Source organism: Scytonema sp. NUACC21 (assembly GCF_054684315.1).
This window is the reverse complement of the sequence record NZ_BAAFZH010000082.1, coordinates 26,019-39,646: the sequence shown is the minus strand read 5'-3', so window position 1 is coordinate 39,646 and position 13,628 is coordinate 26,019. Positions and strand designations below refer to the sequence as shown.

Below are 13,628 nucleotides of genomic sequence, written 5' to 3'. Positions count from 1 at the left end.
TCAAGCCAGGGTGAAAAGATGAGAGTTTATCAACTGCTTTATCTAAAAGTATTAAACAGCTGTAAAAGCAACCGCAACTAGAGTAGCTACCAGTAATGTTGCAAACACACCCTGGATAACATATTGACGCTGTTCCCAAATAGCAGGGTATTCAGCAAAATACATTTTTGGCTCGGTTGGATAGTTGTTGAGAACGCCGTCTTCGTTAACAGTGGTGTACATAACTTGTTTCCTAAATTCTTAACTTATGTAAACAAATATAACAATATTGTTATAAAGCGTCAAGAATGCTTGACTGATAAAGATAAATAGTATCCATAAGAGTGGCTAATCTGTGCGTGGTCGATCGCAGGACTACCAGAAAAGATTGGCAACCTTAAGGACGATACCGTGTAGTTGTTGAATGCCACAGACATACCCCCCAAAAAGCCATGCATATAGGTTTAATTGCTGTACTGGTTCTGCTATTCTTAGGACCATTGCTATGGATAAGCTACCAAGCATTTATCAAATTGGGCTGCAAGTGGATGTTGTTGTTGCTGCCTTTAGCCTGGTTTATCGGGCTGCTATTTGGTGCTTTCGCCGCCATGCTTCTCACTGGCTTACTGCAATGGCTGAGCAATCGCAACACACCACCTCCAGAACCGGGCTCAATGGGTGGAGTAGCATGGCTTGGGATATGGCTGGTTGGAACATTAATACTGAGCCCTCTTTGTGCTGCCATCTTTACCTGGCTCACTGCAAAGTTTTTCTTGCACGCCTAGTGGTCATTTGAGGCTGTTTGTTAGCATATCATGTAGCATCGTTTTAAATAACTGGTGATAGAGCCAATATGAATCAGCAATTGCCTCAGTTTATCCACCGGATTATTGAGCGTTTGCAGTCAATTCAGGGAATTGCAGCGATTGCTCTGGGTGGTTCGAGGGCAAGAGGCAACCACACGCAGAAGTCAGATGTGGATTTGGGAATTTATTACCTGCCAGAGAATCCGCTTGATGTGGCTGCTCTAAATCACCTTGCCTCGGAAGTTGATGACGATCGCCGCCCAAATCGAATCACTCCAATCGGTGAATGGGGGAAATGGATTAATGGCGGTGGCTGGCTGCGGATAGAAGGTGTGCCTGTAGATTTTCTCTACCGTGATGTGGCTCGGGTTAATCGTATTATTGATGATTGCCATGCAGGGGAAATCACGATTGATTACCAACCAGGGCATCCTCATGGCTTTGTATCCTCTATTTATATGGGTGAAGTTGCTCATTGTCTGCCACTTTACGACCCGGATGGTGTTTTAGCTGCTTTAAAGGCTAAGACGACTCCCTATCCGATTCAACTTCAACAAGCAACTGTTAATACGTTTGCCTGGGAAATTAGCTTTTCACTGTCCGTTGCTCAAAAAGCAGTTGCTAGAGGTGATGTTGCCTATGCAGCAGGGTGTTGTTTCCGCAGCGTAGCCTGTATGAATCTTGAAATTGGGGTGGCGGCGACAAAAACTTTTATTGCTCAATTAATGGCGTTTTACGCGCTGGCGTTGGATTTGGCTTATCTCCGTCAGGCTATTTCCCCAACAGAATTACAGGCAATTATTGATGGGTTGCGGCAAGTTCCAGGAGAAATTGAAGCGAATTTAGAAAAGCAGGAGCATTATATTGGGCAATTGGCTCATAACTTTGCAGAAACTAAAGATTTTATCTTTTTGGGAAGGGGTATAAATTATCCTATTGCGTTGGAAGGTGCGCTGAAATTAAAAGAAATCAGCTATATCCATGCAGAGGGATATCCAGCTGGTGAAATGAAGCACGGTCCCATTGCTTTGTTGGATGCAAAAGTACCCGTTGTTGCGATCGCAATGCCTGGTAGTGTTTATGAAAAAGTGATTTCCAACTCCCAAGAAGCCAAAGCCCGCGATTCTCGTTTAATTGGCGTGACACCAGTGAACGATGGAGAAGCAGGAGAAATTTTTAACGATATCCTCCCCGTTTCTCATGTTAATGAATTGCTGTCTCCCATTCTTACAGTAATTCCCCTACAATTACTGGCTTACCATATTGCAGCCCTGCGCGGTTTGGATGTAGATCAGCCCAGGAATTTGGCGAAGTCCGTTACTGTGGAGTAGGATGCAGGTAGGGGCGTGGCGGCTTTGCGCCCCTAAATGAACTGTCTGTACTGAGTTCACAACACAAACAATTCGAGCCTCTAGGCTGGTTTACAAAAACAGCCCCAATAGCAGCAATATTTTTGGCTCCTTTATCTAGCAGATATAAATCACTCATGTGTTCTCATATGCATATGTTGATTTTGCTAACAACTATAAGTTTCTGAGTTGACTTGTTGATGACCATCCTTCATTATGTAGCCTAGATAGGGCTAACTCATGAACCACAAAGTTGTCAAAACAATCCTGATTCTGGCAGCAAATCCAAGAAATTCTGTGCCATTGCGGTTAGATGAGGAAGTGCGAGAGATTGATGCTGGGTTAACCCGCTCTAAAAACCGCGACCAATTTATCTTGGAGCAAAAGTGGGCGACTCGACCAAGAGATGTGCAGCGAGCTATGTTAGACATAAGCCCGCAAATTGTGCATTTTTCCGGACATGGAGTCGGGGATGATGGGCTGGCACTGGAAGATGAAACAGGACAAGCCAAACTTGTTAGTACAGAAGCTCTAGCAGGTCTTTTTGAGTTATTTGCTTCTCAAGTAGAATGTGTGTTGCTCAACGCCTGTTACTCAGAAGTTCAAGCACGAGCGATCGCTCAATACATCCCCTATGTCATTGGAATGAGTCAGGCAGTAGGAGATTCAGCAGCACGGGAATTTGCAGTGGGTTTTTATGACGCATTGGGAGCTGGGAAATCAATTGAGGTGGCATACAAGTTTGGTTGTAGCAGCATTCGGATGGCAGGGATTGCAGAAGCATTAACCCCAGTACTGATAAAGAAGTCAGAAGTTGTATCAGATTCGGGCGCTCAAAAATTAGAAAACAAGCAAGAGCGCACATCCGACAATTCGACTTTGACTATACCTAAATCCATTGTTTTAGAAGAACCAGAGGGACAGGTAGCCCTCGACTCAGCTTTTTATGTGGAGCGTCCCCCCATAGAATCAGACTGTTACGATCGCATTGTTAAACCAGGGGCACTGATTCGGATTAAAGCACCCCGGCAGATGGGTAAGTCTTCTTTGATGGCAAGGATTTTGGATAATACCACCCAGCAGGGCTACCAAAGCGCAGCTTTGAACTTTCAGTCAGCCGATGGTACAGTTTTGACAAATCTCGATGAATTCTTGCAATGGTTTTGTCACAGTATTGCTCGAAAATTAAATTTACCAGATAAGCTAGACAAATATTGGCAGGGAAGATTGGGCAGTAAAGATAAATGTACTGATTATTTCGAGCGGTATTTGCTACAAGAAATATCCAGTCCCTTGGCTTTAGGATTGGATGAAGTGGATGAAGTTTTTCAGTACCGTCAGGTGGCAGCTGACTTCTTTGGACTGTTGCGGTTTTGGCATGAGGAAGCGAAGAATGAGCCAATCTGGAAAAAGTTACGGCTCATCGTCGTCCACTCACAAGAAGTTTATGTTCCCCTCAATATCAATCAATCGCCATTTAATGTTGGGTTAGCGATTGAACTTCCCGAACTTACCCAAGCCCAAGTGCAAGAATTAGTGGGGCGACACGGGTTAAATTGGAGTGATGAGCAACTCAAACAACTCCTACAAATGGTGGGTGGGCATCCTTATTTAGTCAGAGTAGCACTCTACCAGATTACCAAAGGCAGAATTACTCTAGAGGAACTTTTACAAGATGCGCCAACTGAGTCAGGGTTGTATGGAGATCACCTCAGTCGCCATCTGTTAAATATCGAGGAGGACGCTGAGTTAGTCACTGCCATCACAAAAGTCGTTTCCGCCAGTACACCTGTCAAAATAGAGAGAAAACAAGCATTTAAGCTCCGCAGTATGGGGCTGGTGAAGTTTCAGGGTAATGCAGTTATGCCATTATGTGACTTGTATTGCCGATATTTCCGCGATCGCCTGGGGATAAACTGATGGGCAAAGCGATCGATCCTGCTTACGAATATCAAGTTGGCGGTAGTCTTCCTGCAGATGCACCAACTTATGTGCGGCGTGAAGCTGACCGAGAATTGTATGAAAATTTAATAGCAGGCAAGTTCTGCTACGTGTTAAACTCCCGGCAAATGGGGAAATCTAGCTTGCGGGTGCAAACCATGCAGCGCTTGCAAGCAGAGGAAGTCGCCTGTGCTGCCATTGATATTACGGCAATTGGGGCTGAAGACATTACACCAGAACAATGGTACGGAGGTATCGTCAACAGCATTGCCAGACGGCTGAGGTTGTATGAAACATTTGATTTCAATACTTGGTGGTGCGAGCGCGGTTCACTCTCATTTGTGCAGCGTTTTAGCCAATTTCTGGAAGATGTTTTGTTAAAGTCAATTCCTCAAAATATTGTCATTTTTGTCGATGAAATCGATAGCGTACTCAGCTTAAAATTTGGCATAGATGACTTTTTTGCAGCCATTCGTGAATGCTATGAAAGAAGAGCCGAGCAACCAGAGTACCGACGGCTGACTTTTGTTTTGTTAGGAGTCACCACTCCTAGTGACTTAATTCAAGATAAACGACGGACACCATTTAATGTGGGAGTGGCGATCGAATTGGTGGGTTTTCAACTGAAAGAAGCCCAACCTCTAGCACAAGGGCTAGCGTTAACAGCTGAGAACCCTAATGCAGTCCTACAAGCTGTATTGGACTGGACTGGGGGACAACCATTTCTCACTCAGAAAATTTGCCATCTCATTTTAACCACTGAGGCTCATATTCCCTCTGGAGAAGAAGTTCACTGGGTGGAACAATTAGTCCAGTTGAAAATCATTGAGAACTGGGAAACTCAAGATGAACCAGAGCATTTGAAAACAATACGCGATCGCCTCTTGCAGAGTAGGGGACAACGCACTGGGCGAGTGCTAGGGACATATCAAAAAATTCTACAGCAGAAAGAAATAGCAGTTGATGACAGCCCAGAACAGATGGAATTGCGACTGACAGGGTTAGTTGTTCGCCATGAGGGAAAGCTTAGAGTTTACAACCGCATTTATGGGATGGTGTTTAACCAAGAATGGCTCGATAAAGCACTGGCAGAACTGCGACCCTATGCAGAGCTTTTGAACGCCTGGGTCGCTTCGAGTTTTCAAGATGAGTCGCGCTTATTGCGAGGAGAAGCACTCCAACAAGCACAGGAGTGGTCAGCTGGCAAAAGCTTAAGCGATTTAGACTACCAGTTTTTAGCAGCGAGTCAGGAGGTAGATAATCGTGAAGTCAAAAAACTTTTACAAGCAGAAGAACAAGCAAGACTTCTTTTAGCTCAAGCCAATCATAAAGCTAATGGGCGCATTCGTATTGGTTCAGTAGTGCTTGGAGTGAGTCTAGCCGGAGCGGTTGGCTCGGCAATATTTGCCGCAAGTAGTCTTCAGGAAGTAGACTTTTCCAGAAACATTATCCAATTAGAAAGATCTGGCAATGCAAATGTAGCAAGGGCAGATATCGATCCCGCAGAAGCTTTGGTAGCAGCACTCAGGGACGGAGACAAACTTAAAACTTTATTGAAAAAGAAAAATTGGACAAATGAAAACGAATTACCTGCAACTAATCCAGTGTTAGCTTTACAGGTACTGTTAAACAAGGTAGGGTGGCAAAGACAAGTTTTAAAAGGTCATCAGTCCGAGGTCAATAGCGCCAGTTTTAGCCCGGATAGCAAGCACATCGTCACCACCTCCACGGACAATACTGCCAAAATTTGGGATTTGAAAGGACAACCGATCGCTACATTACAAGGTCATCAGGACCAGGTCATTAGCGCCAGTTTTAGCCCGGATAGCAAGCACATCGTCACCGCCTCCTATGACAAAACTGCCAAAATTTGGGAGGTCAAAAATTTTGAACAATTACTTAAAGAAGGGTGTGAATGGTTACAAGGATACTTGTTAGATGAGGACAAGAAAGAAAATATAACCATTCCCGAGGTATGCTATGAAACACTACCAAATGCATTTAGAGCTAACAAGAGTCATCGTTAAAGACGATACCTTTATTAAGATTTTGTGACGCATAAGCAGCAATAAGATTATGAGGTGGAAAAGTTTAAGGAAGTTTTTAGCACTTCGGAAACAGTAATGACGCCATTATGGAGAATAGCTAAATTTGGCAGAGTTATACCAATTCTCTGCTAGATTGAACTACCGCAAATAACAGTAAAAATTCAACGTTCGGGTATTTTCTGGAGTGGAGTACAGTTGCTTCTCTCCATGATTTGTCTACGTGTGGAGAGATAAAAAAGTTGGAAAATTTTATAGGCTCAAATCCTGATTCTATCGTTATCTATTGACCATTTTAGCAAAAATCAAGTTGGAAAATTTCATCATACTACCATCTAAAAATAAATAAAAAAGTTGGGAAATTTTTAAAAAGCTTGCGGTGCAAGAGTTTTAGTGTTTATGTTTTCGCGTTTTACAGGCTTAACGCATTACTGTGGAGGAATAATTCGGTTGAACAATTTATAATTTGGTTGAGCAAAAACTCCTGAAGTAGTACGATTGCATTACATAGAAATGTGCGATCGCCTTCAGGAGTTATTTCTTCAAATGAACGTTGAACTATACCAGCGTGTTGCCTTAAATCGTGACTTACCTGAATATAAAAACTCGTAACAGAAAAATAAGGTTTTCGGCTCTGAAATTGTTCAATCTTTTTATTCATCCACCTTATCTTTACCAAAAACCTCAGAAACTTTTAGATTAAGTTGTTGTCTAAATCGGGGGGATAGCAGTAAATCATTACTGCTAAATTTACCTACTCCTATATAAGAATCTCTTCTAAGTTCTAAGATTAAAATATTGTGAGTTTGGGGATCGACTATCCAATATTAGCTCGCTGACTGTTGCAATTAAATTGCTACCTCCTCAAATTGAGGTAGCATATTTAGTATAAGGTCGAAGTTCGGGAGGATGGAAACCAATAACAATATCCGTTGTGGGAATTCCAGCAGCAATTAGATCGTTAGCAATGCCGTCTTCAGTGCCATCTCGTTGAATCCAAACTTGGTCGTCGATAATATCAATGTGAATCAGACATCCATGAACTCTGGTATCGTCTTCCCACCCCATCGTTATTAACAAATAGCTATTGCTATCAGCGCTAACTATCAGTTTATACTGCAAGTTTCCATAAGCATAGGGAATCTGCATATATTCTGTCAGTATGCGCTGAATTATTTTGCGATAGTCATCTAATCTATCCATTGAGCGATCGCCTCCTTTTGTGGGTCAAATATCAGTAAGTGAAGAGAATTTTTTTTGATAACAAGGCTACCAATGGGTTCTGAAAAAATTTCCCGATACGTTGCTTTGCGAATTGCTAGATACAGTTGCCGCTCCGGTTCGGTTTCTTCCATTATATTTTGATAAAGAATATATTGACCCAAAGCGACTTCTAAATCCGTAACTGGGGAAGCATTGACAAAGCTTTTGATTTCAACAGCTATTTTCCGTTCTGCTTTTTGAGCTGCCAAAAGTTTGGTTGCGCCTAAATCGACAAACAACTCTCTGAGTCACCATTTTAGCTTAAAAGGGTCATCGGTAATTGTCCAACCGTCTTTTTCAAGAATAGCTCTAACTGTATCGTGGTACAAGTCTTTAGCAGGCATATTTGAACTCAACGAACGTAGAGTTGTAGTTTGAGTTGCAGAACTTAGGCACAGCCTTTGTGTCAGTCCCCAAACTTTTTTTATGTGCTTAAGTTATTGTGTCTGAAATAAATTATATAAGAATCTCTTCTAAGTTCTAAGATTAAAATAGTGTGAGTTTGGGGATCGACTATCCAATATTCGGAAATACGGCAATCTTGATATTGTATCCTTTTAGCAATGTAGTCTCTCTCTTTGAATATCTGAGATATTTTACTGTGGACGGCAAATTCCATCGCATAGAGAGCGATCGCTTTCCTCTACATTAGTAATTTTTTCAAATTCTAATTGTGCTCCCACCACTTGTAATTCAATAGGGCGTACTATTGACCATTTTCCCGCTAAATCTTTCACTAGTTGTTCAATTAAATTTAGTTCTAAGGGGAAGGTCGAGCGAGTTGTCAAACTATGAATAACGGCTTTGGCATCTTCTGTTGAAAATTTGCCCAAGTAATAGAGTATATCCTCAAAAATTTTGTCAATCTTTAAATTTCTAGTCCGGCTAATTTCCAATAGGTAATGTATGTAATCTTCCCGCAACGATAAGATAATCTTTAAATATGGAATTTCTAAACACTGGCATAAAAAGTCATAAAATTCAGTTTTACTGTTTAAGTTGGTGTTCTCAAAGAAAAACTCTTCAAATTGATCGAAAATTAGTACTGTTAATAAATTACGTTGTGTATTTTCACTCAGCCTCTCTATCAGGGTTGAAGAAATATTCGCAGGCTGAGCATAGTCTATCAATGTTTTTGCTAAACGCTCTCTCAATCTTTCAACCCAATTTTTGTAATCTTGTATCAAAAGAGGTAAAATAACTCGCCCCTCAAAGTAAGTTTTTTCAAGTGCTGGTATTAAGGCTGCTTGCACGATTGAGCTTTTGCCAACTCCCGAAGGACCATAAAGTACCGTGAGTTTGCGATGAGTACTTTTAATCCGTTCGATCAATGCTTCCACATCCTTTTGCCGTCCAGAAGCTGCTAAAATAGCATTCAATGACAAGTCGCGACTGTCACCTTGACCATCTAATATAGAATTAACCACACTTCTTGGTGGTTGCAAACGTCCTGCTCCAATGAAAGCCCGTAACCCATACTGGTTCTCAACTTCCCGTTGCTGTTGCTTGAAACGAAAAGCTTCTAAATGTTCCCCTCTCTCAAATTTTATCTTTCGCAACTCTTCTAGTATTTCAACATAAAGATTGGGATCGTACTCAGGTTGACTTATCTTTCTTGCCTTCTCTAAATTAGCAATAGCATCTTCGATTTCTCCCAACTGTTGCTGTGATTGAGCTAACGTCAAGTAAGTTAGCCCTAAAATTTGAGCTTCATCATTAGATATTTCTGGAAAAATTGCAGAATCTTCAAAAATTTTCAGAGATTCCAGTGCTAGTCGCTTTGCCTCTTTCCAATCTGAAATTTTTTTGAGAGCGACTGCTGCTAAAAAACTATAATCTTGAGCAACTAAATTTAACTTGATCTGCTCTTGATGTAAAACTATGGCTTTTTGAGCAAGGAGTTGTAATTGTTCCCATTCTTCTAATTGTCGCAGCACATCTTCCAACTTATTAAGATGTTTCATTAACCAGTTAGAAGATGTAATCTCTTCAAATATTTCCAAATATTTCTGACTATAATTCTTAATTTCTTGCTGATACTCTTTTCCCTTTAAATAATAAGCTAGGACAATATGGAATAAAACGATTCCACTATGTTCATATTTTTGATTTTGCTGCCAAAAATTTAAGCTTTGCTCATACTGTATAATGGCATCATCTAAATGAAAATTTTTGTAACAGTTTAAACCTGCTAGAAACGCTAATTTAGCTTGAACTTCTGGTTCTAATTCTTGACCATATTCCAGCAAATTTTGTTGAGCTGCTTTCAGTTCAGCATTATCCAGGGTAAACTCTGGTTGCTCAGCGAAAGCTTGCTGAGCATTTTCATGTAGTAACTCTGTCAATTCTCGTTCTGTCAGTTTGAATTCAACTGTTGGGCTAGCCCAATTTATAAAATCTGGTGCTTTCCGTTTCAGTTGACGCAATTCTGTATCCCTTACCAATAAAACTAGTGGGAAAGTAAAATGGTGAAATGAGTCTCTGACATTATTGGTAGCATAAAGCAAACCATCAATATCTTCCACTGCCTCAAAGCCCCAAACAACTAATGCATCTAGTTTCTGCTGACCGAAGCGTTCAAGAATAGTAGTATAAACAGTCTTGGCAGACGGTTCAAGGGGTAACTTTTGAATAACTAGATTGTATTTCTCCTGCAAGATTTGCAGTATCTGCAAGCGCAAACAAGCATAGTTGCACCGCACTAGAATCAAGGAAAATTGCCCCTTCGAGTTTGCGAGCGCTCGTTGCAAGGTTTTGAGGGATTGAACATTATCTGCTGAAAGTTCTTTTAAACGGTGTTGGTCACTCATACAAGCAACAGCAATTTGATTGGTTAATTCCTCTAGGGGCACGTTGATGAAAGTAGCCTGTAGAAATGGTAATACAATTTATTGAATCACGCCCTTTGCCAATGGGGTCGATTCATCAGAGTAAGTTTTACTAGTCTAGGGTTAGTGCTATAGGTAAATGTAATCCCTAAACCCACACTAACAAGAAAAACTTTATTTGATTTTAAAATTAGTGTCATCTATCACTTAGCACCTCAACTTAGCTAACTATTCTGCTGTTTCCACAACTTATATCTGTCAGTTTCAAACAAAAGCGGATTCAACCCAAACCATTTACCTTCATCATCTTGGTATTCAAACACAAAGAGACTTTGTAAAAGAGCTTGATACTCTAATTCTCCCTTAACTGCTTGTTCTTGCACCACCTGAAATAATAAATCCCACTCCTCGTTATCAATTGCAGCTACCAAGGAATCCCGCTCCGTCCGAATCACCTTTTCCACAATTCTTCGAGAAATGGGCGGATCGTCTTCCTGAAGACAACTGTAAAGCATCCCCAGTAAGTTCCGCACGTGACCACCACTAACTCTGCATAATCTATCTAAGCTGTCAATACTGTCAAAAACTTCTGTAACTAAACTCAACCGCTTTTCCGGTTGAATTTCAGGAAAAGCTCTTGCTAAAAATAAAGTTATGTTAAGCAAATACAGAAAGCAAAGACAAATTGTTCAATCATTAATAAAAGCTTATAACGGAAAAATGAGGATTTTAGAAGCTGAAATTGTTCAAGCAAATTATCCCTCTACATCTTTGTAGAATCATAATAAAGTTGGACAATTTATAAAAGAGGTAAAACTAATAAAAAAGTTGGAAAATATATTCTAAAGCTAGATACGCAAGCTAGTGTTCTGTCCCAAAAGTTTTGATAGGTTCGTAGTTGCGCTTTAGCACCATAAAAACCAAATACAACTCAGACCAACCCCTCAAAATTAATGCGATGAACCAGTAGTTTGAGCGTTACCAAAAGGGAGGATGAAACCAGAACTTTAAGCTACCTCTAGTGTAAAAGGCTCTGGTAAAGGCTTACCGATTTGCTTATAAGCGTACACCAGATCGTCTAAAACTTCCTTAGCGTTCTCAAGTGCTTCTTCATAAGTTTCCCCGTGTGTCCGAGCATATTTACCCCATTCAGGCAAACTCGCAACATACACCCCATCGCCCTCAGACCATTGAATCAAAATGCTATATTTCATCATTCATCCCCTTGCTCTAACTGCTTTAGTTCTTCTAGTGCTGCTGTTACATCTTTATGGAAAGGCGATCGCTCTCGAATCTCAAATCAATATCCACTATCCCCCTACTTACTCACAGAATTTCAGCCCAACCAAAACTACTGGTGCTAGAACTAAAAGTCACTTCGCAATTGCAAAGTCCAGAAAGACGACAGATGGCGGGGTTAGTTCATGAAAGGTAACACACGTTAGCGATCGCTCGCTAAAAATCTCCCGATACGTTGCGAATGCGAATTGCTAGATACAGTTGCTGCCCTGGTTCTGTTTCTTCCATTATCTTTTGATAAAGAATGTATTGACCCAAAGCGACTTCTAAATCCGTAACTGGGGAAGCATTGACAAAGCTTTTGATTTCAACAGCTATTTTCCGTTCTGCTTTTTGAGCTGCCAAAAGTTTGGTTGCGCCTAAATCGACAAACAACTCTCTGAGTCACCATTTTAGCTTAAAAGGGTCATCGGTAATTGTCCAACCGTCTTTTTCAAGAATAGCTCTAACTGTATCGTGGTACAAGTCTTTAGCAGGCATATTTGAACTCAACGAACGTAGAGTTGTAGTTTGAGTTGCAGAACTTAGGCACAGCCTTTGTGTCAGTCTTCAAACTTTTTTATATGCTTGGGTTATGGTGTCTGAAATAAATTCTATAATCAATTTAGTAACAAGCAACATTACATCACTATAAAAACTGTATCTATGGAATTTCCAGAAAGCGTTTTTTCTGCTTTTAGAAAAGGCCCTGATGAATTGGATCAACAAATCATAAATATTTGAAATGTGCGATTGCACAGCCAGTCAACTCAATTGGTTGATGCGAACTTTGTAGTTGGGATGTAATCGTCACTGAATTTTGTAGCTAATAGAGCTAAATTCATACAGGAAAAGGCTTGGCAAAATCAACGAGGGCAGGGAGGATGAATAATGAATTATGACGAACTAATTAATGATATTAGCCATATCAACAATACAACTCAAATAGCAGTTGTACGAGCAGTTAACCAAATTCAGACAATTCGCAACTGGTTTATCGGTGCTTATATTGTGGAGTATGAACAAAATGGAGTAGATCGATCTGCATATGGCACACAGTTGCTTAAAAAACTTGCTGACGATTTAAAAAATAGAAATATTGAAGGGCTGTCAGACCGTAATTTAAAAAACTTTAGACAATTTGCCTTAACTTATCCGGGTTTGGCTAGTAATGAAAAATTGTCGGTTTTTTTACCATTAATTAGTTTACAATTGGATGAGATAATTCGGCAGACACTGTCTGCCGAATTTGGAACAATACCACAAAATCTATTCCCTGCACTTCTAGCACGCGAGTTACAACAACCTTCTTTTTCATGGCAAGACAGTAACTATTACCAACGCTTGTTTACTACCCTGTCTTGGTCACATATACTGGAATTAACCCGTATCGACAATACTACTAAACGGGCTTTTTATGAAATAGAAAGTATAAAAGGTTCTTGGTCTACTAGGGAACTTAAGCGTCAAATTAACAGTATGCTTTATGAAAGAGTAGGTCTTTCTAAAGATAAGGATGCAATGCTTGCTCTTACCACTCGTGGACAAATCATCGATAGCCCTAAAACTGTTTTGCGCGATCCCTACATTTTAGAGTTTTTGGGGCTAGAAGAACGAAATACTTATTCGGAATCTGATTTAGAACAAGCTTTAATCGATCACCTGCAAGATTTTATGCATGAACTGGGTCGAGATTTCTGCTTTGTTGACCGCCAGTTTCGCATTACAGTAGCAGCAGAACATTACTTTCTTGACCTCCTATTCTACCATCGTGCCTTGCAATGTCTTATTGCGCTCGATCTAAAGCTTGGGAAGTTCCGCCATGAATACGCTGGACAAATGAACTTCTACCTCAACTACTTGAAAGAAAACATTATCTATCCTCATGAAAACCCACCTGTTGGAATTATCCTTTGTGCTGAAAAAGATGCCGAAGCCGTTCACTATGCCACTGCTGGATTAGATAATCAATTATTTGTTTCTCGCTATTTAGTTGCTCTCCCCTCAGAAGAGACTCTTAAAAAGTGGCTAAAAGAGGAACAAGACAGATTAGAACAACAATTTGATTTTGAATCTGACAGGGAAACATGACCGCCCCTACCCGTCTGAAATAACCATTATTCGTTAGAGCGATCGCTG

The 13,628-nt window shown here is 40.6% G+C and carries 10 protein-coding genes and 4 pseudogenes; 6 read left to right on the top strand and 8 right to left on the bottom strand.

Features of this window, described 5'->3' with window-relative positions:
* Positions 1-51: 51 nt before the first annotated feature.
* Positions 52-222, bottom strand: a complete 171-nt coding sequence (psb34, locus tag ACYRY3_RS18945; RefSeq protein WP_460203154.1) for a photosystem II assembly protein Psb34 — start codon at positions 220-222, stop codon at positions 52-54.
* Positions 223-431: 209 nt separating this feature from the next.
* Between psb34 and ACYRY3_RS18940 the strand changes: the two genes are divergently transcribed.
* The 5 genes and pseudogenes from ACYRY3_RS18940 to ACYRY3_RS18920 all read left to right on the top strand — a co-directional run bounded on the left by ACYRY3_RS18940 (position 432) and on the right by ACYRY3_RS18920 (position 6,102).
* On the top strand, positions 432-764 hold the full coding sequence (locus tag ACYRY3_RS18940) for a hypothetical protein (RefSeq protein WP_460203153.1): 333 nt from the start codon (positions 432-434) through the stop codon (positions 762-764).
* Positions 765-832: 68 nt separating this feature from the next.
* Positions 833-1,129: pseudogene (locus ACYRY3_RS18935) on the top strand (nucleotidyltransferase domain-containing protein); the annotation flags it as partial.
* 336 nt (positions 1,130-1,465) lie between these two features.
* Positions 1,466-2,116, top strand: a pseudogene (locus tag ACYRY3_RS18930) (SIS domain-containing protein); the annotation flags it as partial.
* 258 nt (positions 2,117-2,374) lie between these two features.
* Complete coding sequence (locus tag ACYRY3_RS18925; RefSeq protein WP_460203152.1) at positions 2,375-4,054, top strand: AAA-like domain-containing protein; 1,680 nt, start codon at positions 2,375-2,377, stop codon at positions 4,052-4,054.
* Entirely contained in the window at positions 4,018-6,102 is a 2,085-nt protein-coding gene (locus ACYRY3_RS18920; RefSeq protein ID WP_460203151.1) for an AAA-like domain-containing protein, read from the top strand. Before ACYRY3_RS18925 ends, ACYRY3_RS18920 begins: the two co-directional genes overlap by 37 nt.
* 882 nt (positions 6,103-6,984) lie before the next feature.
* Here ACYRY3_RS18920 and ACYRY3_RS18915 read toward each other — a convergent pair.
* The 7 genes and pseudogenes from ACYRY3_RS18915 to ACYRY3_RS18885 all read right to left on the bottom strand — a co-directional run bounded on the left by ACYRY3_RS18915 (position 6,985) and on the right by ACYRY3_RS18885 (position 11,990).
* A complete protein-coding gene (locus ACYRY3_RS18915) occupies positions 6,985-7,323 on the bottom strand; it encodes an element excision factor XisI family protein (RefSeq protein ID WP_460203150.1) in 339 nt (112 codons plus the stop codon).
* Positions 7,311-7,727 (bottom strand): annotated as a pseudogene (locus ACYRY3_RS18910) (element excision factor XisH family protein). Before ACYRY3_RS18910 ends, ACYRY3_RS18915 begins: the two are co-directional and overlap by 13 nt.
* Positions 7,728-7,807: 80 nt before the next feature.
* Positions 7,808-8,002 (bottom strand): Uma2 family endonuclease, encoded by a 195-nt coding sequence (locus tag ACYRY3_RS18905; protein ID WP_460203149.1) that lies wholly within the window; start codon positions 8,000-8,002, stop codon positions 7,808-7,810.
* The gene (locus ACYRY3_RS18900; RefSeq protein WP_460203148.1) at positions 7,980-10,193 is read right to left on the bottom strand and encodes an nSTAND1 domain-containing NTPase; all 2,214 of its coding nucleotides are present in this window, start codon (positions 10,191-10,193) and stop codon (positions 7,980-7,982) included. The genes ACYRY3_RS18905 and ACYRY3_RS18900 overlap by 23 nt, the downstream gene beginning before the upstream one ends.
* A gap of 242 nt (positions 10,194-10,435) precedes the next feature.
* Positions 10,436-10,876 (bottom strand): hypothetical protein, encoded by a 441-nt coding sequence (locus tag ACYRY3_RS18895; protein ID WP_460203147.1) that lies wholly within the window; start codon positions 10,874-10,876, stop codon positions 10,436-10,438.
* Positions 10,877-11,218: 342 nt separating this feature from the next.
* Positions 11,219-11,428, bottom strand: a complete 210-nt coding sequence (locus ACYRY3_RS18890; protein ID WP_460203146.1) for a type II toxin-antitoxin system HicB family antitoxin — start codon at positions 11,426-11,428, stop codon at positions 11,219-11,221.
* 238 nt (positions 11,429-11,666) lie between these two features.
* A pseudogene (locus ACYRY3_RS18885) lies at positions 11,667-11,990 on the bottom strand (element excision factor XisH family protein).
* A gap of 390 nt (positions 11,991-12,380) precedes the next feature.
* Here ACYRY3_RS18885 and ACYRY3_RS18880 point away from each other — a divergent pair.
* Positions 12,381-13,580 (top strand): PDDEXK nuclease domain-containing protein, encoded by a 1,200-nt coding sequence (locus ACYRY3_RS18880; protein WP_460203145.1) that lies wholly within the window; start codon positions 12,381-12,383, stop codon positions 13,578-13,580.
* The last annotated feature ends 48 nt before the right edge of the window (positions 13,581-13,628 follow it).